18 protein-coding genes are annotated in these 22,368 nt (G+C 33.1%); 12 read left to right on the top strand and 6 right to left on the bottom strand.

Annotated features, from left to right (window positions below; genetic code table 11):
* The 4 genes from Q4Q34_RS17890 to Q4Q34_RS17875 all read left to right on the top strand — a co-directional run bounded on the left by Q4Q34_RS17890 (position 1) and on the right by Q4Q34_RS17875 (position 5,575).
* Positions 1 to 975 carry a CPBP family intramembrane glutamic endopeptidase gene (locus tag Q4Q34_RS17890; protein WP_303317784.1) on the top strand — a complete coding sequence of 325 codons (975 nt, stop codon included), beginning with the start codon at positions 1 to 3 and terminating at the stop codon, positions 973 to 975.
* Positions 965 to 2,062, top strand: a complete 1,098-nt coding sequence (locus Q4Q34_RS17885) for an AMP-binding protein (RefSeq protein WP_303317783.1) — start codon at positions 965 to 967, stop codon at positions 2,060 to 2,062. The genes Q4Q34_RS17890 and Q4Q34_RS17885 overlap by 11 nt, the downstream gene beginning before the upstream one ends.
* Before the next feature lie 46 nt (positions 2,063 to 2,108).
* Positions 2,109 to 3,872: a signal peptide peptidase SppA gene (sppA, locus tag Q4Q34_RS17880; RefSeq protein WP_303317782.1), complete on the top strand. Its 1,764-nt coding sequence runs from the start codon at positions 2,109 to 2,111 to the stop codon at positions 3,870 to 3,872.
* A 251-nt stretch (positions 3,873 to 4,123) separates the two neighbouring features.
* Positions 4,124 to 5,575 carry a vWA domain-containing protein gene (locus Q4Q34_RS17875; protein ID WP_303317781.1) on the top strand — a complete coding sequence of 484 codons (1,452 nt, stop codon included), beginning with the start codon at positions 4,124 to 4,126 and terminating at the stop codon, positions 5,573 to 5,575.
* A gap of 133 nt (positions 5,576 to 5,708) precedes the next feature.
* Here the strand turns inward: Q4Q34_RS17875 and Q4Q34_RS17870 are convergent, their stop codons facing one another.
* From Q4Q34_RS17870 to Q4Q34_RS17860, 3 genes are all read right to left on the bottom strand, one after another.
* Complete coding sequence (locus Q4Q34_RS17870; protein ID WP_303317780.1) at positions 5,709 to 6,131, bottom strand: DoxX family protein; 423 nt, start codon at positions 6,129 to 6,131, stop codon at positions 5,709 to 5,711.
* A gap of 138 nt (positions 6,132 to 6,269) precedes the next feature.
* The gene (locus Q4Q34_RS17865; RefSeq protein WP_303317779.1) at positions 6,270 to 8,264 is read right to left on the bottom strand and encodes a DUF3352 domain-containing protein; all 1,995 of its coding nucleotides are present in this window, start codon (positions 8,262 to 8,264) and stop codon (positions 6,270 to 6,272) included.
* A gap of 33 nt (positions 8,265 to 8,297) precedes the next feature.
* Positions 8,298 to 9,926, bottom strand: a complete 1,629-nt coding sequence (locus Q4Q34_RS17860; RefSeq protein ID WP_303317778.1) for an acyl-CoA carboxylase subunit beta — start codon at positions 9,924 to 9,926, stop codon at positions 8,298 to 8,300.
* A 180-nt stretch (positions 9,927 to 10,106) separates the two neighbouring features.
* Between Q4Q34_RS17860 and Q4Q34_RS17855 the strand changes: the two genes are divergently transcribed.
* The 6 genes from Q4Q34_RS17855 to ettA all read left to right on the top strand — a co-directional run bounded on the left by Q4Q34_RS17855 (position 10,107) and on the right by ettA (position 15,172).
* Positions 10,107 to 10,637: an NADPH-dependent FMN reductase gene (locus tag Q4Q34_RS17855; RefSeq protein ID WP_303317777.1), complete on the top strand. Its 531-nt coding sequence runs from the start codon at positions 10,107 to 10,109 to the stop codon at positions 10,635 to 10,637.
* Between the two features lie 38 nt (positions 10,638 to 10,675).
* Positions 10,676 to 11,113 (top strand): MarR family winged helix-turn-helix transcriptional regulator, encoded by a 438-nt coding sequence (locus Q4Q34_RS17850; RefSeq protein ID WP_303317776.1) that lies wholly within the window; start codon positions 10,676 to 10,678, stop codon positions 11,111 to 11,113.
* 102 nt (positions 11,114 to 11,215) lie between these two features.
* The gene (locus Q4Q34_RS17845; protein WP_303317775.1) at positions 11,216 to 12,088 is read left to right on the top strand and encodes a pirin family protein; all 873 of its coding nucleotides are present in this window, start codon (positions 11,216 to 11,218) and stop codon (positions 12,086 to 12,088) included.
* 122 nt (positions 12,089 to 12,210) lie between these two features.
* A complete protein-coding gene (locus Q4Q34_RS17840; RefSeq protein WP_303317774.1) occupies positions 12,211 to 12,927 on the top strand; it encodes a pirin family protein in 717 nt (238 codons plus the stop codon).
* 301 nt (positions 12,928 to 13,228) lie between these two features.
* Positions 13,229 to 13,411 carry a CAL67264 family membrane protein gene (locus Q4Q34_RS17835; protein WP_135877986.1) on the top strand — a complete coding sequence of 61 codons (183 nt, stop codon included), beginning with the start codon at positions 13,229 to 13,231 and terminating at the stop codon, positions 13,409 to 13,411.
* Positions 13,412 to 13,480: 69 nt separating this feature from the next.
* Positions 13,481 to 15,172: an energy-dependent translational throttle protein EttA gene (gene ettA, locus Q4Q34_RS17830; RefSeq protein ID WP_303317773.1), complete on the top strand. Its 1,692-nt coding sequence runs from the start codon at positions 13,481 to 13,483 to the stop codon at positions 15,170 to 15,172.
* 33 nt (positions 15,173 to 15,205) lie between these two features.
* Here ettA and Q4Q34_RS17825 read toward each other — a convergent pair whose 3' ends face one another.
* Positions 15,206 to 15,445 carry a hypothetical protein gene (locus Q4Q34_RS17825; protein ID WP_303317772.1) on the bottom strand — a complete coding sequence of 80 codons (240 nt, stop codon included), beginning with the start codon at positions 15,443 to 15,445 and terminating at the stop codon, positions 15,206 to 15,208.
* Between the two features lie 345 nt (positions 15,446 to 15,790).
* Here Q4Q34_RS17825 and Q4Q34_RS17820 point away from each other — a divergent pair, with 345 nt between their 5' ends.
* Positions 15,791 to 17,137: a coiled-coil domain-containing protein gene (locus tag Q4Q34_RS17820; RefSeq protein WP_303317771.1), complete on the top strand. Its 1,347-nt coding sequence runs from the start codon at positions 15,791 to 15,793 to the stop codon at positions 17,135 to 17,137.
* A 288-nt stretch (positions 17,138 to 17,425) separates the two neighbouring features.
* Positions 17,426 to 18,487, top strand: coding sequence for a hypothetical protein (locus Q4Q34_RS17815; protein WP_303317770.1), 1,062 nt, complete (start codon positions 17,426 to 17,428; stop codon positions 18,485 to 18,487).
* Between the two features lie 9 nt (positions 18,488 to 18,496).
* On the opposite strand, the gene Q4Q34_RS17810 is transcribed toward Q4Q34_RS17815, so the two are convergent.
* Positions 18,497 to 19,141, bottom strand: a complete 645-nt coding sequence (locus Q4Q34_RS17810; protein WP_303317769.1) for a T9SS type A sorting domain-containing protein — start codon at positions 19,139 to 19,141, stop codon at positions 18,497 to 18,499.
* A gap of 12 nt (positions 19,142 to 19,153) precedes the next feature.
* Positions 19,154 to 22,297, bottom strand: coding sequence for a hypothetical protein (locus Q4Q34_RS17805; protein WP_303317768.1), 3,144 nt, complete (start codon positions 22,295 to 22,297; stop codon positions 19,154 to 19,156).
* Positions 22,298 to 22,368 lie beyond the last annotated feature (71 nt).

The raw sequence follows: 22,368 nt of genomic DNA, 5'->3' as shown, positions 1-22,368 counted from the left end.
ATGTATATAAGTAAGGCTTTTAATGGATTGCATGAATGGTGGCGCTATTTAATAGGAATTGTAATTATTGTTGCAGCTTCGATTATAGGGCAAATACCTTTTACGGTTGCTGTTTTATATAAAGCTTTTAAAGATGGAGGTGATGTAACAAGTTTAGACCAAACAGCAATGATGGGGCTTTTAGAACCTAACCTAAACCTCTTTTTAATGCTCATCTCTTTTGCGATAGGATTAGTCGGTTTGTTATTGGTGACAAAATATTTACATAAACTATCATTTAAGCATTTAACAACAGCTAGAAAAAAGATAGATTGGAAACGGTTTTGGTTTATTTTCTTTCTTTGGGGGATAGTTTCAAGTAGTTTTGTGTTAATAGATTATTACTTAACCCCAGAAGATTATGTATTTAATTTCAAGTTAGTACCGTTCTTGATACTTAGTGTTATTGCTATAGTATTAGTGCCTTTGCAGACAAGTTTTGAAGAATATTTATTCAGAGGTTATTTAATGCAGGGGATTGGTGTTATTGTAAAAAATAAATGGGTTCCATTATTTACCACATCTATAGTTTTTGGTTTACTCCACATAGCCAATCCCGAAGTTGAAAAACTTGGGTATGTTATTATGATTTATTACATAGGTACAGGGCTTATGCTAGGAATTATGACACTTATGGATGAAGGACTGGAATTGGCATTAGGATTTCATGCAGCCAATAATTTATTTACAGCACTTCTTGTAACTGCAGATTGGACGGCTTTTCAAACACATTCCATTTTTAAAGATATGTCAGATCCAGAAACCATGGGATTAATGGAGATATTTGTTCCAGTATTTGTTGTATTCCCTATCTTGCTTTTCATCCTTTCAAAAAAATATAACTGGACAAATTGGAAAGAAAAGCTTTTTGGAAATGTTATAGAACCACCAAAAGAAGATTATAAAATTTTAGACGATATTATAAGTGATTCCTAATTATAATAAAGTACATAATAGATTCAAATTAAATGGTGTTCATTATACATATGAAGATCTTATGGAAGTGGCGTACAGTTTTGTGAAAGAAGGTGTGCCATACGAGGTTTCTATTGGTGAATTTTTACTTGATTGGCTAGATGTTAATGATTCCATAGTTGTAAACACATCAGGGTCTACAGGGAAGCCAAAACCAATTTCACTTAGTAAGCAAGCTATGGTGAATTCTGCTATAGCAACAGGTGATTTTTTCAATTTAGAACCAGGAGGCAGGGCTCTACATTGTTTACCTTCAAGTTTTATAGCAGGTAAAATGATGCTGGTCAGGGCTATGATTCTTGGATTAGAATTAGATTTGATTGAACCTAACTCTCAGCCAAATTTCAATACAAAAATCTCATATGATTTTTGTGCTATGATTCCATTGCAGCTTCAAAATTCATTAAATAGCTGTGATGGTATAAAGACGATTATTGTAGGTGGTGCTTCGGTTTCAAATTCATTAAAGGAAAAGATTCAAAATCTCAGTTCAAGTATTTATGAAACCTATGGTATGACTGAGACGGTGACTCATATTGCGGTTAAAAAAATAAATAATTTTAATAAAGAAAAAGGGCGTCATGTCGAGCTTGCCGAAGCATCTTACTTCCAAACATTACCAAACATATCTATTTCGCAAGACGAAAGAGATTGCCTGATAATTGATGCTCCAAAACTTTCAAAAGATAAAATTATAACAAATGATATTGTTAAATGCCTTTCTAAAAATGAATTTGAATGGTTAGGGCGTTACGATAATGTTATAAATTCTGGAGGACTCAAATTATTCCCCGAAAAGATAGAGGCAAAACTTCAAGATAAAATAAAAGAACGTTTTTTTATAGCCTCAAGTGCTCACGAATCCTTAGGAGAACAGCTTATTTTAGTTTTGGAAAGTGATTCTACGAAGCTAGATAAAACGGTCTTTTCTGATTTAGATAAATTTGAAAAACCGAAAGAGATTTATGCCATTAAACGATTTATAGAAACATCTTCAGGCAAAATTCAGCGTAAAAAAACATTGGAGTTATTGAATTTATTGGCTTAAATTGTAACTTTGTCCCCTTTTTCAATACAAACAGAAAATAAAAATTATGGATTTTATTAAACGTGTTTTATCAACAGTAACAGGTATTATTGTATTTCTTATGATCTGTTTTTTAGGGTTGTTTTTAATTGGGCTCTTATTTGGGGCATCGTCAGATGAAGTCGTTCAGGTAAAATCTAATTCTGTTTTAGAATTAAAATTAAACTTTCCTATAAAAGATTATGCTGATAAAACTGAGTTTGCAGAGTACCCATTTTTAAATGAAGACGATAAAAACGGCTTATTCAATATTATTGATGCTATAAACTATGCAGCTACAGATGATAAAATTAAAGGAATTTCAATCGCCAATAATTTTATTAATGCAGGTATTTCACAAACAAAAGCTTTGAGAAATGCGTTGTTAAAATTTAAAGAATCGGGGAAATTTGTTGTTGCTTATAGTGATATTTATACACAGAAAGATTATTATTTAAGTTCCGTTGCCGATACTATTTATATGAATCCGGTTGGTATGATGGAGTTTAAAGGACTCTATTCAGAGCGTTTATATTTTAAAGATTTTCAAGAAAAAACAGGCTTTAAAATGGAAGTCGTACGGTTTGGAAAATATAAAAGTGCTGTAGAACCATTTTTGACTAATGAAATGAGTGATGAAAACAGAGAGCAGATTTCTGTATATCTAAATGGGCTTTGGAATGAAATCAAGCAAGATATCTCAAAAAGTAGAAATATAACTTCAGAAAAATTAAATACCATTGCAGATAGCTTGTTAGGCAGAACGGCAGATTTAGCTAAAAGGTCTCAGCTCATCGATAGAATAGCATATCACGATGAATATATTAATGATATTAAGAATGTATTAAGGGTGAAACCTAACGATGATTTAGAGACTATTACTATTTCAGATTATTCAATTTATGCAGCCAATAAATTAAAATCCAATAAGAGTAAAAACAAAATAGCAGTTATCTATGCTGAAGGCGATATTATTTATGGGGAAGGTGACGAGAAAACAGTTGGGCAAGGTATTATGAATGCTTCTTTAAAAGAAGCTAGAGAAGATGACAAAGTCAAAGCCATTGTATTACGTATAAATTCTCCAGGAGGAAGTGCTCTGGCAAGTGAATTGATTTGGAGAGAAATAGAGTTAACCAAAAAAGTAAAACCCGTTATTGTTTCTATGGGAGACGTAGCAGCATCAGGAGGTTACTATATTGCATGTAATGCCGATAAGATTATTGCAGAGCCAACAACAATAACAGGAAGTATTGGCGTATTTGGCGTGCTACCAAATGGTAAACAATTAGCAGATAATATAGGGATTAATGCAGAACAAGTCATCACTAATAAAAATGCAGTTTCATATAGCTTTTTTGAGCCTTTAAATGATGAACAACGTGCTTTTATTAAAGAAAGTATTGTAGATATTTATGAACTCTTTACAAATAGAGTAGCCGTAGGTCGTAATATGAGTCAAGATGATGTAAAAGCTATTGCTCAAGGACGTGTTTGGACTGGAGTAGATGCCTTAAATAATGGTCTGGTAGATGAGCTAGGCGGATTAGACTTAGCGTTGCAAAGAGCCTCTGAAGCAGCAGACATTGAAGACTATAAAATAGAAGAATTTCCTGTTTATGAAAAAGATCTAGATCAAATACTAAGTGATTTAGGTTTGGTGAAAGCTAAAGAAACTATTTTAAAAGAGGAATTGGGAGAAGAAAACTACAGAATTTTAAAAGAAATAAAATCCATGTCTAAGAAAAAAGGGATTCAATTGTTATTCCCTTATAGTTTAGACATTAAATAGATTTAAAACATAATGTTTTTAAAAAAGGCTAAAAAGTGTCATTCAGAATGAAATGAAGAATCTATAAAGGTTTGATGTTTTGATTTAGAAATCAATAAGATTCTTCGCTGTGCTCTGGATGACAAAATATAGCACTTTTTAGGTAGCCTCTTTTTTATGCCTTACTCATTCAAAAGCGCACTTCACTCATTGTTGGTTTTATAAGAAAGCGTTTGAAGTTAGTTTTATGCTAAACTTTAAAATCAGTTATTATGAAAGCACTATTAACATTCATTATTGTATTGACCACTTCAATACAAATTCAAGGACAAGAAAGACTAATATCGGGAAAAGTAACATCGGCAAGTGATAATTTACCGTTAGCAGGTGTTAATGTTTTAATTAAGGGAACAAGCAAAGGGGTTACTACAGATTTTGAGGGATTATATAAAATTAAAGCAAAGTTAACGGATATTCTTGTCTTTACTTACCTTGGTTTTGTAACGCAAGAAAAGAAAGTTGGAACCCTTAATACAATTTCAGTAGTACTAGAAGAAGATACATCAAGCTTAGATGAAATCGTAATAAAAGGATATGGTACAGCAAAAAAAAGGGAAATAACGAGTGCTGTTGCTGCTGTTAAGTCAGAATCGGTTTCTTCAAAATTATCTGGAAAAGTTAGTGGAGTAAAAATCAATAGTCAAGAGCCCCAATCGGGTTTATTAACAGCTGGAGAGATTAATGACTTAGAGAAATGGAGTGAGTGGAAAAAGAATTTAAAGAAAGACGAATATAAAGAAATACAACAAAACTGGAATTTTTATCTGGAAAACAAAATACAAATAGCTATTAACGACAATAAAGGATTACCTCTAAATAATATAAAAGTGTCTTTGTTTAATGAATCAAATCAATTAATAATGACAGCAAGAACAGATTTTACAGGAGAAGTTACATTATTTAAAGATTTGAATCAAAAATGTGAAGGAGAATATTATACCCTTCAAATTCAACAAAACAAAAGAATTTTTGGAAAAAAAATCACAAACACATACGAGCGGATTGAGTTTACATTAGATGCACAATCACAATCTAACGATATTGATGTTATGTTTACTATTGATGCTACAGGGTCGATGGGGGACGAAATAGATTATTTAAAATCTGAATTAAAAAATATTATTACGAGATTGGATAAAAGTATAGACAACAAGCGAGTAGCCTTAACGTTTTATAGAGATTTTGGAGATGCATATGTAGTAAGAGATTTTGACTTTAATTCAGATATCAATGCAGTCAAAGATATTTTATCTCATCAAGGAGCAGGAGGAGGTGGAGATTATGAAGAAGCTGTAGAGCAAGCATTGAAAGTATCTATGAGCAAAAAATGGAATGCTAACGCAAAAGCAAAATTATTGTTTTTATTGCTAGATGCCCCGCCTCATTTTACTAAAGAAAATGTAGCTATAATTAAAGAGCAAATAAAATTGGCACAAGAAAAAGGAATAAAAATAATCCCAATAGTAGCTAGTGGAGCTGATAAGAATGTTGAGTTTTTAATGCGTTTCTTTAGTGTTTCAACAAATGGGACTTATGTTTTTATTACTGATGATAGCGGGATTGGTAATCCACATTTAAAACCAAGTACAGATAATTTTGAAGTTGAAAAACTAAACGATTTAATTGTAAGACTAATAGAGAAATATTCTGGAGTAGTAAGTTAAGTTTTTAAATTTCTGTGGATTCTAATAAGGTAGATATAAAAAGAATGTCTGGTTGAGCGCAGTCGAAACCTCTATATTTAAAGATATATGGTTCTCGACTGCGCTCGAACGGACAAAAAATAGACTTCTTTTTTCACTTCTGCATTTTAAAATAATAATCCAAGGAGTTTTTTCCAGAACCGTATATTAAGAAGAAGAGACAAACAAATAACGTCATAACAGCTAAAAACAAATTGTTGGAAATCATTTCTCCAACAAAATTTATAACAATAGCCCCAATTAAAATGGGGAGCTGAGCAATAATGACCCATCTGGTAAGTAAACCAAAAGCAATTAAAATACCGCCAATAAAATGAGCAGGAGCTACATAATGAATAACCGCCATACCACCAGCTAAATTTTGTATTGGTTTAAATAATTCCATTAGCATGGCACTGTCGGACATAAAACCAATGCCCTTTATAAATAAAAAGACACCTAAAGCGACACGTAATAAATCAAGCGGTAAATACGTATGCGCATTTGCCCATTTGTTGAGTGTTTTTATTGTTCCCATGATTGAAAAATATTGATTATCAACCTATAAGATACAGAATTTTCATGAGAAAATAAAAAATATTAAAGCCAACTATCTGGAGAATAAATCATTAATGATCAATTATGACGATAAAATACGGTCTATAAATTATTAGTCTTAAAACCTTTTTTTAAATACAACATCCTCATCAAAATTATAAACACGCCAAGCACCACTTTGCACATCTTTAGAATATTTTCCAGAGATTTTTAGTTTACCATTCTTATAATATTCCTCATAATCTCCATGCTTTAACCCATCTTTTAATTCTACAGAAAATTTAACCTTTCCATTAGGATGTTTTTTTATAAACGCTTTAGCAGTTAAATCAGTTGGGAAAATTTCAGGAATATTAAAAATAGTTTCTTTATTTAAATTCTCCTCAGTAACCTCTATTAGAGGAGAGGGGACATTCGTTTTTGAAGACGTTCTTGCATCTGTAAAAGTGTATTTCGTTTTTACAATATCAGGATCTTCATAATCGATTATTAGTTTGCTTTCAAAAAAGTTTTTTTCTGGAGTTAATTGAATTCCTATTTGTGGAAAGCAAATAAAATAATCTTTATTCGCTTTTAACTGCTTTTTTGTATTCATATCTACAAAGTTGTACACACTATTGTACAAATTAGGAGCATTGATGTAAGTAAAAACACTACACTTGCTATCAAACTCATCATCAAAGTCTTTATAAGCCTCAAAAGTGTCTAGAGTTTCTTTATTTATATAACTATTTATAATGCTTTTTAAAGTATTAGGATGATTGCTAAATACAACATAATCTTCTATGATTGTAAAATAGGGCTTATCAATCCCTTTAAACAAATTCCCTATGAGTAGTTTGAAAAAGCCTTTTATGGACATAAAGTTAATAGGATAACCTTTATAATTAATGTCTTTAAATTTTACAGGGCTACGTTTTCGTATTTGTTCTAAAATAAAATCTAAGTTTTGCTTTGCTTTTTCACGATCATTAGTTTTTAAAACAATAGCAATATCTTTTTTAGATCGAGATACTGTAGAATGAAGTTGGAGTAGTGCGACTTCATCATCTATCCAACTAATAAAGTTCTCTTTTAAGTCAATTTTCAAAGCGTTTTCTACTTTTTCAATACCGTCTAAGTAACTTTTAAATTGCTCTGGATTTTCTTTCTGAATAGCCTCAAAATTATTGTGAAACTCATTAAAACTACTAAAAGAAAAGCTGAAATAAAGCGCCGTTTGTTTTGGAGCAACTTGGCTAATACTTCGGGTACTTGTTCCGGAATTTTTCAGCGCTTTTAAGTAAGGATTAGCCTTGCTGTTAAAATTTGTTATTCCGTTAGCAACAATTGTATTATCATCCAAATCAAAGCTAAAGCCACTAAATTCTAGACTATTACTTAAAGTTTTTCCAAGTTCACCAGAGTTATTTGAAAATATTTTAATAAAATCATCCAAATATTTATATTGAAAATATAAACGGAACATATCATCATGCCCAATCGCTTTAGTTACTTCTAGAAAATTAAGGTTCCTTCCAATCTCGGGTTCAGAATACTGGTCTATTGAAGCTTCAACGAGTGTATGTACATAAGACGCAATCATTTGGTTTTTTATAAAACTCACGTAAAGTGTTTCATGAGTTTCTGTATCATAAACCTCTGTTATTTGATGCTCATGATACTTTCGCTTACTCACTTTAAAGTTATCAGAAGTAATAGTATTTAAATGATTTTTTAGAATATCAAGTTTTGCTATTTTCTGCAAGTCAATGACATAGAAAAAATCATATTTTTCCGGAGTAAATACATGAGCAGATATTAATATCTCTCTGTTTCCAAATCTTTTAAAAGTACTTTCGTCTTGTTTAAAGATGGTATCTAGTTTATTAAGACTTTCAGAAAGGTTATTAAAATAAGCATTGGTATTTAAGTGCTTCCAAATATCACTTTTACTTATGGTATTCCAATTTTCAATTGGTTTTTGACTTTCGATAACATAAACGGCATCTTTTGGAACCAAATAGATGGATTTTATATTGTCATTAGTATCAATATAGAACGCGTAAACTAGATATAGCACATAACTAGTAAGAAGTAGGCCTAGTAGGGATAAAACCTTTCTTTTTTTCATAATATAAATGAGTTTGGGGGTGAAAACGTTTCATTATACCTGTAATACTCCTAAATTAAATTGCTTTTCAATAGGTGCATGATTAGCGGCTTCAATACCCATACTAATCCAATGTCGTGTATCTAGGGGATCAATAATAGCATCCGTCCAAATACGTGCAGCAGCATAATATGGAGATACTTGATTGTCGTATCGGTCTTTTATTTTTTTGAAAAGCGCTTCCTCTTTTTCGGGAGTAATCTTTTCACCTTGTTTTTCTAACGATGCTTTTTCAATTTGTAATAATACTTTGGCAGCCGAATTTCCACTCATTACCGCCAGTTCAGCACTTGGCCATGCAACAATTAATCTAGGATCATAAGCCTTTCCGCACATAGCATAATTACCAGCACCATAGCTATTACCAATGACAATCGTAAATTTTGGAACCACAGAATTACTAACCGCATTTACCATTTTTGCACCATCTTTAATAATGCCTCCGTGCTCACTTTTACTACCAACCATAAACCCGGTAACATCCTGTAAAAACACTAATGGGATTTTTTTCTGATTACAATTTGCAATAAAACGTGTTGCCTTGTCTGCGCTATCATTATAGATAACCCCTCCAAATTGCATTTCACCCTTTTTTGTTTTTACAAGTTTACGTTGGTTAGCAACAATGCCAACAGCCCAGCCATCAATTCTCGCATAACAAGTAATAATGGTTTGTCCGTAGCCAGCTTTATATTCATCAAATTCAGAATTATCAATCAATCGCTTTATGATCTCATACATATCGTATTGATCAGCTCTGGACTTCGGTAAAATACCGTAGATATCTTCAATGTTTTCTTTTGGTTTTTTTGAATCACTTCTGTTAAAGCCTGCTTTATCATAATCACCAATTTTATCTATAATGTTTTTGATGGTATCTAAAGCATCTTTATCGTCCTTAGCTTTATAATCAGTCACTCCAGAAATCTCACAATGCGTTGTTGCTCCCCCTAAAGTCTCATTATCTATACTCTCTCCAATCGCAGCCTTTACCAGATAACTACCAGCAAGAAAGATACTTCCTGTTTTATCAACAATTAAAGCCTCGTCACTCATAATAGGCAAATAAGCGCCTCCAGCAACACAGCTTCCCATAACAGCAGCAATTTGGGTAATACCCATGCTACTCATAATAGCGTTATTTCTAAAAATACGTCCAAAATGTTCTTTATCTGGAAATATTTCATCCTGAAGTGGCAAATACACACCGGCAGAATCCACTAAATAAATAATAGGAAGTTTGTTTTCGATAGCAATTTCCTGAGCGCGTAAATTCTTTTTTCCAGTTATAGGAAACCAGGCTCCCGCCTTCACTGTAGCATCATTAGCTACGACGATACATTGCTTCCCTTTGATATACCCCATTTTTATAACAACACCACCCGATGGACAACCACCATGTTCGATATACATATCTTCTCCAGCAAAAGCACCAATTTCAACAGACTTCGACTTGGCATCTAAAAGATAATTAATACGCTCTCTTGCTGTCATTTTTCCTTTAGCATGTAGTTTTTCAATACGAGCTTTACCACCACCAAGGCTTACTTTAGCTAAACGTTTATTTAATTCTGAGAGTAAAAGTTTATTATGATCTTCGTTTTTATTGAAGTTAATATCCATGTATTATTTAGTTTGTTGCTAATGTACAAAAGTTGATATTTCTATGAAAACAGGTCCTTTATAAATTGTATAAGTATTCTACTTTTGTTAAAGCAATCATAAAATATATTACATGGAATTATTTTCCTTGGAAACTAAATATTTTTATTCTATATTTGTACTATAAAATAATTAATACTTATGAAAAACATCATAGCATTTGCAGGAAGTAATAGTAAAAACTCAATAAATCATCAATTGGCAACATATGCTTCAAGTTTGGTTGAAAATGTAAAGGTTAACATTTTAGATCTTAACGATTTTGAATTACCTCTGTATGGCATTGATTACGAAATAGATCATGGTATTCCAGATAATGCACATAAATTTTTAGACGCCATAAAAGCATCAGATGGTATTATTTTATCATTAGCAGAACATAACGGTGCTTATTCTACAGTATTTAAAAATCTGTTTGATTGGATGTCTCGAATAGATGGTAAGTTATGGAGTGAGAAGCCTATGCTATTAATGGCAACATCACCAGGCGGTAGAGGAGGAGCAACTGTTTTGGATATAGCGAAAGGTCGTTTTGCTTATATGGGAGGACATATTATTGAAGACTTTTCTTTTCCTTCATTCAATGACAACTTTACGGATGGAAAGATTACCAATGAAGCACTGAATTCTGATTTGAAGAACAAAGTAGCATCTTTTCAAAATAAATTATAACTGAATACTGAGGACTGTTTACTGAATACTAAAAAAACATGGGAGATTTCTCTAAAGATATCAATTCAAAATTTCCAAATAACAGAATTAAAGCCTTGTTGAATATTATATATACAGCAAGTTGGATAACGAGTTATCAGAATGATTTCTTTAAACCATTTGGGATATCTCCCCAACAGTACAATATTTTAAGAATATTAAATGGTGCTAAAGAACCTTTAAAGGTACAGGTGATTAAGGACAGAATGTTGGAACGTTCACCGAATGCCACTAGATTAATGGATAAATTATGTGCCAAGGATTATATTAAGCGCATACCTTCAGAGCATGACAGACGTGTTGTTAAAATAGTTATTACAGATGAAGGAAAAAAGCTTTTAGCGTCCATTCCACATACCATTAACAAAGATTTATTAAAAAATTTAAACGAAGCCGAAGCAGAGCAATTAAGTAATCTGCTTGATAAAATGCGATGACAATTAATTTGTCATTCCCTCGAAGGCGGGAATCTCATAATACTTCTTGAGGTTGCGATAAAAAGATTCCCTCCTACGAGGGAATAAAAAGAAAGCATAAAAATGAAATCAAATACAATAAAAACAGTAGGGCGGAGTGATTTTGTTAATATGGGACCTATACAGTTAAGACAACCATTACCAAGTCGAAATATTGATATGGTCGATCCGTTTATATTATTACACCATTATGGTCCTTATGACATTTCAGAAGACAATAATCCTTTTGACTTAGGCCCCCATCCACACCGTGGATTCGAACCCATTACATTTTTAATCCAAGGCGAACAATTGCACAGAGACTCTTTAGGGAATGAAAGTATTGTTAAAGCCGGTGATGTACAATGGACAACAGCAGGTCGTGGTATTATTCATGCCGAAGCACCAACAAAAGCGTTTGTACAAAAAGGCGGAACTCTTGAGGGTATTCAATTGTGGTTGAATTTACCAGCTGAAAAGAAAATGATTCCAGCTAATTATCAGCACGCAAAAAACGAAGAATTTAATGTTGTTAATTCTGAAGATGGCAAAGTGAACATTCGAATAGTTGCAGGTGAATTAGAAAATAACTACGGAAAAATAAGTACACAAACCGCTGTAAATGCTTATGTGGTAGATGTTGAAGAAGGAGGTGAACATTTTATAGAGGTTTCAAAAACACATCAGTCGATGTTGTATTTATTACATGGAGAAGTAACCGTTAACGATTCAGAAGTATTGAAACTCAATGACAATCAATTCATTCAATTTAATCAAGATGGAAACGGTTTTTCTATCAAAGGTAATAATACCAGTAAGTTATTGTTTCTTTCCGGAGAACCTTTCAATGAAAAAGTGGCTACTTACGGACCTTATGTCATGAATACACAAACAGAAATTATGGAAGCCATGCGGGATTATCAAATGGGAAAAATGGGGTTTCTTCCAGCTAATTAAAATGAGAGTGTCATTCAGAACGAAGTGAAGAATCTCTTTAAGAACTAATAAAATAATTAAGATTCCCTCCTTTACTGAAACAAGTTCAGCACAGGCAAGGGAATGAAAAAAACACATGAAAAATGAAAACAATAATTCACAAATCAGATACAAGAGGATATGCCAATCACGGTTGGTTAAAATCACATCATACATTTAGTTTTGCCAGTTATCAAGATGCAGAACGCATGAATTTTGGAGCGCTTCGTGTGCTTAATGATGACGTAGTACAACCAAAAATGGGCTTTGGTACACATTCGCACCAAAACATGGAAATTATTTCGGTACCATTAAAAGGCGCACTATCACACAAAGATAGCATGGGAAATAAACGTGCTATTGAAGTAGGAGAAGTGCAAGTAATGAGTGCAGGTACTGGTTTAACACACTCAGAATTTAATGATAGTAAAACAGACGACGTTAACTTTTTACAGCTTTGGATCATACCCGAAGAAATGGGCGTTACTCCAAACTATGAACAAAGAAAATTTGATGTTCTAGCTCAGAAAAATACGTTACAAACTGTAGTTGCACCGAAAGATAAATTAGAAGGCGAGGCATTACCTATTAGTCAACAAGCTTATATATACCGTTCAGATTTAGATTCGGGGCATGAAGTCACACTGAGTCCAAAAAGTGGAAATAATGGTTTTTATATCTTTTTAATTGAAGGGGAGATAGAAGTTGACGACCAAACCCTTGAAAATAGAGATGCTATTGGTGTTTATGAAACAGATACGGTTTTAGTAAAATCTAAGGCAAACTCTACAATATTAATTATTGAAGTACCAATGAATTAATCGAAAGATTCATTACTTTAAAAATATTAGATAATGAATAAAACGGTAGCCTAAATGAAGAATTTTGATTTCAAGAAATTCTTTTTTTAGAAGTATTAATAACAAGAAAGCATCCAGAAATGGATGCTTTTTTATTTAAAAATACGATATTTGCTCCTCTAACTGCGTAAAAGGGTAGAAAACAACATCTTTTTTAACATGCAATATGCTATATATTAAATTGTTTATAGTCATAGAAAGATGTCGTAAATAGCCTGCCTTGTCCAACTAGCAAGGATGCGCCAAAAATGAAGAATTTATTATGGCAATGAATAAGAACACTGTGTTAGCTTGGGCTACGTGGGTAATGATTTTTGTAGGACTAGCATTGATTGGTCTCGGAGCTTTTAGATATGATGATGTAGCTGGCTGGGGCTTCGCTGCAGTAGGAGTAGGCTTTTTTGCTAATGCATGGGTATTTAATGCTTTAAAAGGAAGGGTTTAGTGCTTACCTGTTTATTTTATTTACAATTTTCACATATTAAGTCTTACGACTATAAATTAATTATTAATAATGAGTGACGATAAGAAAGTAATTTTTTCAATGTCTGGTTTAACCAAGACATTTCAAGGTGCCAACACACCCGTATTAAAAAATATTTATTTAAGCTTCTTTTATGGAGCTAAAATTGGAATTTTAGGTCTTAATGGTTCGGGTAAATCCACATTATTAAAAATCATAGCAGGCGTTGATAAAAATTACCAAGGAGATGTTACCTTTTTACAAGATTACTCCGTTGGATTTTTAGAGCAAGAACCAAAACTGGATGATGATAAAACAGTGATGGAAGTAGTGCGAGAAGGCGCAGCTGAAACTGTTGCGATTCTTGATGAATACAATAAAATTAACGACATGTTTGGTTTGGAAGAAGTGTATTCCGATCCAGATAAAATGGAGAAGTTAATGAACCGTCAGGCAGAACTTCAAGATCAAATTGATGCTGCCAATGCCTGGGAACTAGACACCAAACTAGAAATCGCTATGGATGCCTTACGTACTCCAGATGGTGATAAGAAAATTAGTGTACTTTCAGGAGGTGAAAAACGCCGTGTCGCTTTATGTCGTTTACTTTTACAAGAACCAGACGTATTGTTATTAGATGAGCCTACCAACCACTTAGATGCAGAGTCGGTTCACTGGTTAGAACATCATTTAGCACAATATAAAGGAACTGTAATTGCAGTAACGCACGATAGATACTTTTTGGATAATGTAGCGGGTTGGATCTTAGAGTTGGATAGAGGAGAAGGTATCCCATGGAAAGGAAACTATTCCTCTTGGTTAGATCAGAAATCAAAGCGTTTAGCACAGGAGAGTAAATCGGCATCTAAACGTCAAAAAACCTTAGAACGTGAGTTAGAATGGGTAAGACAAGGTGCCAAAGGCCGTCAGACCAAACAAAAAGCACGTTTAAAGAATTACGATAAGTTAATGAGTCAAGATCAGAAACAACTTGACGAAAAACTAGAAATATACATCCCTAATGGCCCAAGATTAGGAACCAATGTTATTGAAGCTACTGGGGTTAGCAAAGGGTATGACGATAAATTACTATACGATGATTTAAACTTTAATCTGCCACAGGCAGGTATCGTTGGTGTTATTGGGCCTAATGGTGCTGGAAAAACCACTATTTTTAGAATGATAATGGGTGAAGAAACGCCAGATAAAGGAGAATTTAAAGTAGGGGAGACGGCTCAAATAGCTTATGTAGACCAAAGTCATGCAAACATAGACCCAGAAAAATCAATTTGGCAAAACTTTAGCGATGAGCAAGAGTTGGTCATGATGGGAGGAAAGCAAGTAAATTCACGAGCTTATTTAAGTCGTTTTAATTTCTCAGGAAGCGAACAAAATAAGAAAGTAAAATTACTTTCCGGAGGAGAAAGAAACCGTTTGCACCTTGCCATGACACTTAAAGAAGAAGGCAACGTATTGCTTTTGGATGAGCCAACAAACGATCTTGATGTCAATACATTGAGAGCATTAGAAGAAGGCCTGGAAAATTTTGCTGGCTGTGCCGTAGTCATATCGCACGATAGATGGTTTTTAGATAGAATATGCACGCATATCCTAGCTTTCGAAGGGGATTCTCAAGTCTATTTCTTTGAAGGTAGTTTTAGTGATTACGAAGAAAATAAAAAGAAACGACTAGGAGGTGATTTAATGCCAAAACGAATAAAGTACAAAAAACTAGTAAGATAAATTTCTAAAACGCCTGCTGAGAAGTGGGCGTTTTTATTTGTTATCATACATATGCCCCTCAGTAAAATCTTTATAAGTTTCCTCTTCATCAGGCATTTTTGTATCCATACTATTTAACTTTTCATTTTCCTTTTTTAGTTTATAGGATTTTCTAACACCTAAAATCAATAAAATTGAAAAAATGACGACAACAATGATTAATACAGTAACAATATCAGATTGGTTAATTAAGAAAGGCGTTAGTAAAAATATAGTCGAATAGTTGGATAACATATATTATCGTATGTCTTTGATTAATAGTCACTCAAATATAATATAATTTATTCAGAAGGCAATTTTAAAGTAGCCATTTAGGACATAAAAAAATAGTGGAATCTTAAAAAAATGTAACATTTAAACAAAAAATTATACCAATAGTTAAAGTACTGTAAGTTGAGAAATTACCTCACAAATTAAAATTTGAGATTTCCGTTTATCGTTTAATTGTCATTTCTTTGTTTGTGCTGAACTTATTTCGGTAAAAAGGGTATCTAAAAGCATTTGTTTGCTTTTAAAATTGATTTTTTTTAACGACATTGCTTATCTAAAATATATATAATTAAAAAACATTCTAACCTTATGTCTGACGATTTTGATTTATTGGAAACCAATTCTAACGAGAAAACAGAAAAAGTAGATGTTAATTGGGGAAAAGCCATTGACACTATGAAATCTAAATTGTCTCAAGAAGATGATCCGGAAGTTCGACAAAAAATATTAAATGCCACCTTAGATGATGTGGTGCACATGGCAGAAAAAGATAGATCAACGCTTTTAGATGCTATTAAAGATTTAACCGACTATCAGGATGAAGTTGGTATTATTTTCGAAAAATTCTCAGCACTTAATGCCACTGAGCAAAAAGTAATTGACGATGCACAAAAAGCGTTAGAGCGTGCTAAAATAGAATTAGAAGACGCCGAAGCAAAGCCAGACACCTGGTGGAATAACTTATGGGGGCGCAAAAGCAAAATAAAAAAGGCGCAAGAAGCGCTTAAAATTGCAGAAAAAACACGTGCAGCTGCAGATAATAAAGCAAAAGCCATGTTTCAAGAGCGTATTGAAAGTGCAGATATCCAGACACTATTAAGCGAATTATCATATAAATCTCAAGCAGCCGTAAGCAGATTAAAAAATCGTGAAGTAGAGATTAAGGAAGTAGAAGATAAGTTGCAAGATGCTATTGTAGAAGCCACTAAAAATCATACAAAAGCCTTAGAAAAAAAGAAAGAAGTAGAGGCGAAGCTAGAAGAGCAATACGCCTTATTAAAACAAGCAAGACAAGAACTTGAAGATATTGCAGATAAACAATCTGCAGACTATGCACAAGCCGTTGGTAAAGTAACAACTCTAGAGCAAAAAGTAGAAGAATTAGAAGGTTTAAAAAACGCTTATACCACTTTAGCAGCAAGTAAAGATAGTTTTGTGCACAAGCATAATTTAACCATTAAAGTATTAACCTCTTTACGTAGCAACTTGCAAACGCATCGTGCAAAATTAAAGAGTGATACGGAAGAGCGTTTAAAATATTATGACGGTTATGTAGTCGCTTTAAAAGCACGAACCGATCAGGAGTTTGCAGCCATTTTAGAACACCTTGGCGTAAAAACAGACGAACATATAGGTGAAACTCTAGCATCTATGCATACAGCAAGTGCTAAAGCACGTCAAGATATGATGGATAATATTCCAGTTCATGAAAAAGTAATGCAAGGTGTGTACAGTAGCTATGCAGAGGCCTTACAGGAAATTCGTGCAAAAGATAGCGATATTCAAAAGAATTTTGCAGAACGTTATGGTATCGATATGAAAGAGATTTTTGAAGATTATTATAAGGTCGATCCTAATAAAGCATCAGAAGGAGATAACGGAGAACCAGAAGGGAAACCAAAGCCAGAATCAAGTGACGACGATTTATTGAGCTAATTGTCATTCTGGAGTGTATAACTGAGCGTAGTCGAAGTAAAGGCAGGAATCTCATAAAAAAAACTATAAATATTTTAATAATTTGAGTGTTACTTTTTACTCATAAGTATCATATTTTAAAAACACGATACTTATGAGTAAAAAGTCAGGCTTTCGGCAGTCGCTTTTTTTGAGAAAAACAAAAAAGAGCTTCAACAATGCCTCAATCCTTAACGCGCTATTCAACTCATTTAATTGATAAACGAGTAAGAACGTTTTACTTTTACTAGTTCACTTTTAATACATAAAATGTCCATTAATCACATTGTAACACCATTAGATTCAGCAGTTCTTGACTCCAAAGAACAGTATGTTTTCTATCATAAAATGGTAGACTTTGCATTTAAAGAACTTGTAGTTGCCGTACAACAACAAGAGCTATGTAATAGCCAGGAAATTAAATTATTTAAGCAGTATAGCGACTTGTTATTATATTCCATAGAAGCCATGCGTATAAAATATATGTATGATGATGAGGATAATATGAAAGTCGATCTAACCCATTCAGGATTTCCTAACTATTTAGAATTTCGATATTTGTTTAACGACTTGGAATTGCGGGATGATTATTTAGGGAGGTTAACGCCCATTAATACTTTAAAAGAAGAGTTTTTAGACACTTTAATGCGTAAAAAAGAACCCATTAAAAAAAGTAAATTATTCCAGGCCGCATCCATAGTATATTATTCATCAGTAAAGAAACAATATATCTTTAATCGTTTTGTACAAGGCAAAATTATAAGTGCACCAGAAGGCATAAATACAAAATATATGACGAGCTGGAGTTTTTATGATGTATCCCACAACAGGCCATTTATCTGTTTTATGTATTTTAATTATAGCGGGACAGATGTAAAAGATTATAAAGACGACATTTATGAGGTTTTAAAAACGACAGCCGACAGAAAAATGAGTTTAGATACTATGGCATATACTATAGATAGAAAATTACCAAAAGTATCGCCAAAGCTTTTAAAACGTATTGATTTAGGGCCTGTACATAATGTATTTGCAAAAGATGAAAACGACATAACACATGCCGTTTTAGAAGGCATAGGAAAAAAAGATATTCCTTTAGAATCCTATGCGATATCGCTTAAAATTGACGAAGTTGAATCTGGAAGTGAATTTAAAGAAGGGAGCTTTTTTAATAAGCAAATCCTTCAAAAATGGAACGATGTGTTTAAGCAAAAATATGTATTTGCACCACATCGTATTATTCAATTACTATACAATAAAACACCAGAAATTATGAATAATTTGGCAAAACCACCTATTGAAATTGCTGGTTTAAAAATAGAAAAGCACTAATGTACTTTTCTATTTTTTTATAATTTTTCTGGTAAAGATTCTGTTATCGTCTAATATTTTCAAAATATACACCCCAGAAGATAATCCAGACATTTCTAGGTTAACCCTATTGCCATTATCAACTTTCTTAACCATAAACTCAGTTCCCAAAACGTTATAAAGTTTCATTTCAGAATTAACAGGTATATTTGTTAGAGTTAAAACATTTTCAACTGGATTAGGAGCCATACTAACTTCATTTTCTATATCAGGAATAGATAATAATGAATTATCATAAATTTTAATATCATCAATAAAAAATGTTCCAAAACCAGTTCCTGAGGTATTATCATCGATTATTTCAATATTAAAAACAGGGTTTATTAATTCATTAGTAGTTGTAAAATCGTGTTTTAAATTTATCCATTCATTTTTATTAAACGCCGTTAAATCCCAAATAAGTTCATGGCCACCATCCAAAGTCGTTTTAAAGCCATTTAAGGTCGCGTCCGACTCAATAAAAATGCTTAAATGTAAACTGTGATTTGTGTTTTCAGCAAGCGTATATCGCGAACTTGGAACTGAAGAAAGCGAATTAAGGGAATACACAATTTGTGAATAGCCAAAATTAGTGGCTACAGCTAATATAATTATAAAAAATATTGTTTTTTTCATGCTTAGTTTTTTTTAGTAATAATCACTTGAAAGTGTGATGTCAAAAAATTTGAAACCTCCTAAAGGTACTTCAATATCAATAGTACTTCCACTATATGTTTCAGATGGGTTGAGCACATTTTTTATGTTCGAAACACTAATTTCCGAAGTATTAATTTGAACTTTAGCAGTACCACCATGTGGATTTAAATACCCCGAATCAACAAGAGTTAAACGTAAATGGCGCTTATCGGTTTGGCAAACCACCCAAGCCACATTTCCTGATACTTTTATAGGAAGCAGATCGGCACTATTTTCTATATCCGTTTTTATAGTTTGATAATAGTTGCTATCTGGGTCGAAAGATGCTGTTTGGTCATAATCAGAGTAATACTTTTTACCATCAGTAAAGTATTCCTTTGTCTTTCCTGAATAAAAAGGATGCATGTGGTCTTCCAGCTTACCTCTAACAGGTTGTGTTTGTCCGTTAGGAACATCAGGAGGTGTTATTAAAACCATACCATTTTCATAGGTCGGAATAAAGTTTAAACGTCTTTCTTTGGCACCGGCAGCATAGGTTGAAAAATCATATTCTGTGTTTTTAGCCCCAGGAAACGCTCCACCTAATCTTCCAAAGACAAATTTTTCTTCCCCAACAGTTTTATCGAAACCTGTTAAGAACTTTACCGAAGTCGATTTATAAAGATATTGAAGGTCTGGGTTGATGATGCTTAAACGTACTGGAGAAATACTCAACAGTTGATCACGTTTAGGGACATAAATAGCACCTTTTGCTGTTAATTCTAAAACCAACTTCATCCAAGAACTCTCAAACGTTTCAAAATTATTGAAATGGGTAGCACCGCTAGCAAGTGAATAAATAGTATGTCGTAAATAATGATTTTTGGCTCTAGGGTGACAAAACTGACGTAATCTATCATAAGACGCATTATCCGGTACGCTTCGAGAGCCCCAGTTATTCACAGCACCACTCATCCAAACGCCCATTCTTCCTGCAACGCTCAGTTCCATAGATTTATCTTGAGTTTCTTCCATTGATGGTATAAAAATATCTGCAAACTCACCAGAAATCAACCTATCCCATGCAGCAGTATAAACATCACCTTGCCAAAATGTATGTTTGGTTCTAACATGCATTTTTACATTTAAGTTATTAGTTTTGACATTGTCTGTTATTTCATAAAAATAATCATCCATGAATTGTTCAAATTCTGGGTCTTTATCAACAATTTCAGGATATATTAGTACTTTTTGTTTACTAACATCGGCTGTAAAAATTTCATTTAATACAGGTTGCGAAAAAGGGGCTGGGTCATTACCGTGTCCGCCCCAAAAGGAAACTCCGTGTGGGTTTCTGTTTAATGCATTGATTCTAATTTGAGTAACATTCTTATAATCATTACTACATACAGAAATATCGGGGTCTTCGTCACAATCTAAATACGTAAACCTACTATCTCTTTTGTTTTGATATTTAACACTTGAAATATCTGAAGCACGATCCCAATTTCTATACCTTTGGTTAAATACGTTTTCTAGAACTTTAGGCCCATTAACAGGGTCTATGGCTTCCATAGTATTTATAAATGTTTTTGTAGCATTACTAGTACTGTTGCTTAAACCGGTAACAAAATATACATTATTTGGTGAGGAAGGTATTTCATAGTTTGGTCTTACGTATGTCGCTACTTGAGTTTTAATAGTTTCAACGTTATCCAATAATGTTGTTATTTTTCCTGGCGGAACTAAATTTACATAGTTTTGTTCCCAATCAGGATTCATGGTGTCGATAACATGTACACAGCTACCACCAGATTGGCTTCCTGCAAATAATAGTTTGCCAGATACCGTGTCTTTCCACAAGTCATTATAAGCAAATGAAGATTGAATACGTCTGCTCGATGCTAGGTTTTCATCTTGAATAATAATATCAGAGCCAAAAAGTGTCAAAAATATCTTTCCAGAAGCGGTGTCAACCACTTCAGATTGAGGAACACGATAGCCATTGACGTTTGTGTAACCATTTCCTATTAAATCCACTAATACCCCTTGAATAGGTTCTCCGCCAACACTTGACGCAGAGGTGTAATTATCAATATCCGGATTTAGTGTAAATGCACCAGACCTGTTGCGCTGTGTACTATTACCCAAAAGGATGATAGGTTTATTATCTGATGGGTTATTAACCAGTTTAAAATAACCTATGGGTTTAAGGGTGCTTAAAACTATGCCCGCGTTGGTTGCCGTCCCAGGGATTTGAATGGGTAAATCTTCTAAAGGTTCAAATTGATAAAACGTACCATTGACTTGCATACTATTGTTAGTCGCTATCATGCCCAGGTGATCGTTATTGGCATCTTGCGGAATGGGTCTTAAAAAATTAGCTATATGTAAGTTGTCTTTAAAAAGATTGAAGGTTTTATCTCCAAAAATTTTAAATTTTGAATAGTTTTCAGATTTAACTTCTTTATTAAAAGAGCCATCGGCATTTAAGTAATAAATACTATTATCAAAATTGCCACAAGCAATGTATGGAGTACCGTCCTTTTTTACGACACAAACAGCATACATTGGGGTGACTCCGCTTATTTGTGAAATAGAAAATGTATCCCAAAGTTTTGTGCCATTTTGAGAATCTAAACAATATAATTTACCGTCTGCGCTTGCTACTAAAATTTCATCATTCCCATCATTGTTTAAATCGTAACAAAAAATATCATTGTTTCCAACGCCAGAGGGTTCATCGCTAGTTGAAGGTTTTAATTCAACATCCCAAAGAATATTGCCTTCAAAGTCAATACCCAACATCCTACCATCATAACTACTTGCAATAATCATAGACTGTCCACCTCTTACAGCATTCCTAACTTTAGAAATGGTGTAGGGGGTTACAAAACTTTCAATAGCATTACTAATCTCGTTCAATGTAAATTTTAGACTTTTACTCCCTCGCGCTTTCCGCTCTGTTGTAGTTATCCAATTTTCAGATTGAGTAGTACCCCATTTAGCGAGGTCTCCAGCCGCCTCAAAACCGTAATAAAATGAATTGGTTTTTTGTTCACCAACAGGGGCTGTAGGGTTCACAATATCTTGAGCGGATAGAACGCCCAGATATAAAAAACATAATGTAGAAATGAAAAAACTCGTTTTAAACATTTTAATTTTTCGTTTTGGTAATAATTAATTTTAAAGGCTAAATTACTTTTCTTGTTTTGGACATATGAATC

This window comes from Flavivirga abyssicola (assembly GCF_030540775.2).
GTDB lineage: Bacteria > Bacteroidota > Bacteroidia > Flavobacteriales > Flavobacteriaceae > Flavivirga > Flavivirga abyssicola.
Note: the sequence above shows the minus strand (reverse complement) of the source record. Positions and strands in the feature narration are given on the sequence as shown.

Excerpts from the sequence above, each read along its gene's own strand:
- Q4Q34_RS17890 (WP_303317784.1), top strand. The coding sequence starts at position 1 with ATGTATATAAGTAAGGCTTTTAATGGATTGCATGAATGGTGGCGCTAT.
- sppA (WP_303317782.1), top strand. The coding sequence starts at position 2,109 with ATGGATTTTATTAAACGTGTTTTATCAACAGTAACAGGTATTATTGTA.
- Q4Q34_RS17875 (WP_303317781.1), top strand. The coding sequence starts at position 4,124 with ATGAAAGCACTATTAACATTCATTATTGTATTGACCACTTCAATACAA.
- Q4Q34_RS17870 (WP_303317780.1), bottom strand. The coding sequence starts at position 6,131 with ATGGGAACAATAAAAACACTCAACAAATGGGCAAATGCGCATACGTAT.
- Q4Q34_RS17865 (WP_303317779.1), bottom strand. The coding sequence starts at position 8,264 with ATGAAAAAAAGAAAGGTTTTATCCCTACTAGGCCTACTTCTTACTAGT.
- Q4Q34_RS17860 (WP_303317778.1), bottom strand. The coding sequence starts at position 9,926 with ATGGATATTAACTTCAATAAAAACGAAGATCATAATAAACTTTTACTC.
- Q4Q34_RS17855 (WP_303317777.1), top strand. The coding sequence starts at position 10,107 with ATGAAAAACATCATAGCATTTGCAGGAAGTAATAGTAAAAACTCAATA.
- Q4Q34_RS17850 (WP_303317776.1), top strand. The coding sequence starts at position 10,676 with ATGGGAGATTTCTCTAAAGATATCAATTCAAAATTTCCAAATAACAGA.
- Q4Q34_RS17845 (WP_303317775.1), top strand. The coding sequence starts at position 11,216 with ATGAAATCAAATACAATAAAAACAGTAGGGCGGAGTGATTTTGTTAAT.
- Q4Q34_RS17840 (WP_303317774.1), top strand. The coding sequence starts at position 12,211 with ATGAAAACAATAATTCACAAATCAGATACAAGAGGATATGCCAATCAC.
- Q4Q34_RS17835 (WP_135877986.1), top strand. The coding sequence starts at position 13,229 with ATGGCAATGAATAAGAACACTGTGTTAGCTTGGGCTACGTGGGTAATG.
- ettA (WP_303317773.1), top strand. The coding sequence starts at position 13,481 with ATGAGTGACGATAAGAAAGTAATTTTTTCAATGTCTGGTTTAACCAAG.
- Q4Q34_RS17825 (WP_303317772.1), bottom strand. The coding sequence starts at position 15,445 with ATGTTATCCAACTATTCGACTATATTTTTACTAACGCCTTTCTTAATT.
- Q4Q34_RS17820 (WP_303317771.1), top strand. The coding sequence starts at position 15,791 with ATGTCTGACGATTTTGATTTATTGGAAACCAATTCTAACGAGAAAACA.
- Q4Q34_RS17815 (WP_303317770.1), top strand. The coding sequence starts at position 17,426 with ATGTCCATTAATCACATTGTAACACCATTAGATTCAGCAGTTCTTGAC.
- Q4Q34_RS17810 (WP_303317769.1), bottom strand. The coding sequence starts at position 19,141 with ATGAAAAAAACAATATTTTTTATAATTATATTAGCTGTAGCCACTAAT.
- Q4Q34_RS17805 (WP_303317768.1), bottom strand. The coding sequence starts at position 22,297 with ATGTTTAAAACGAGTTTTTTCATTTCTACATTATGTTTTTTATATCTG.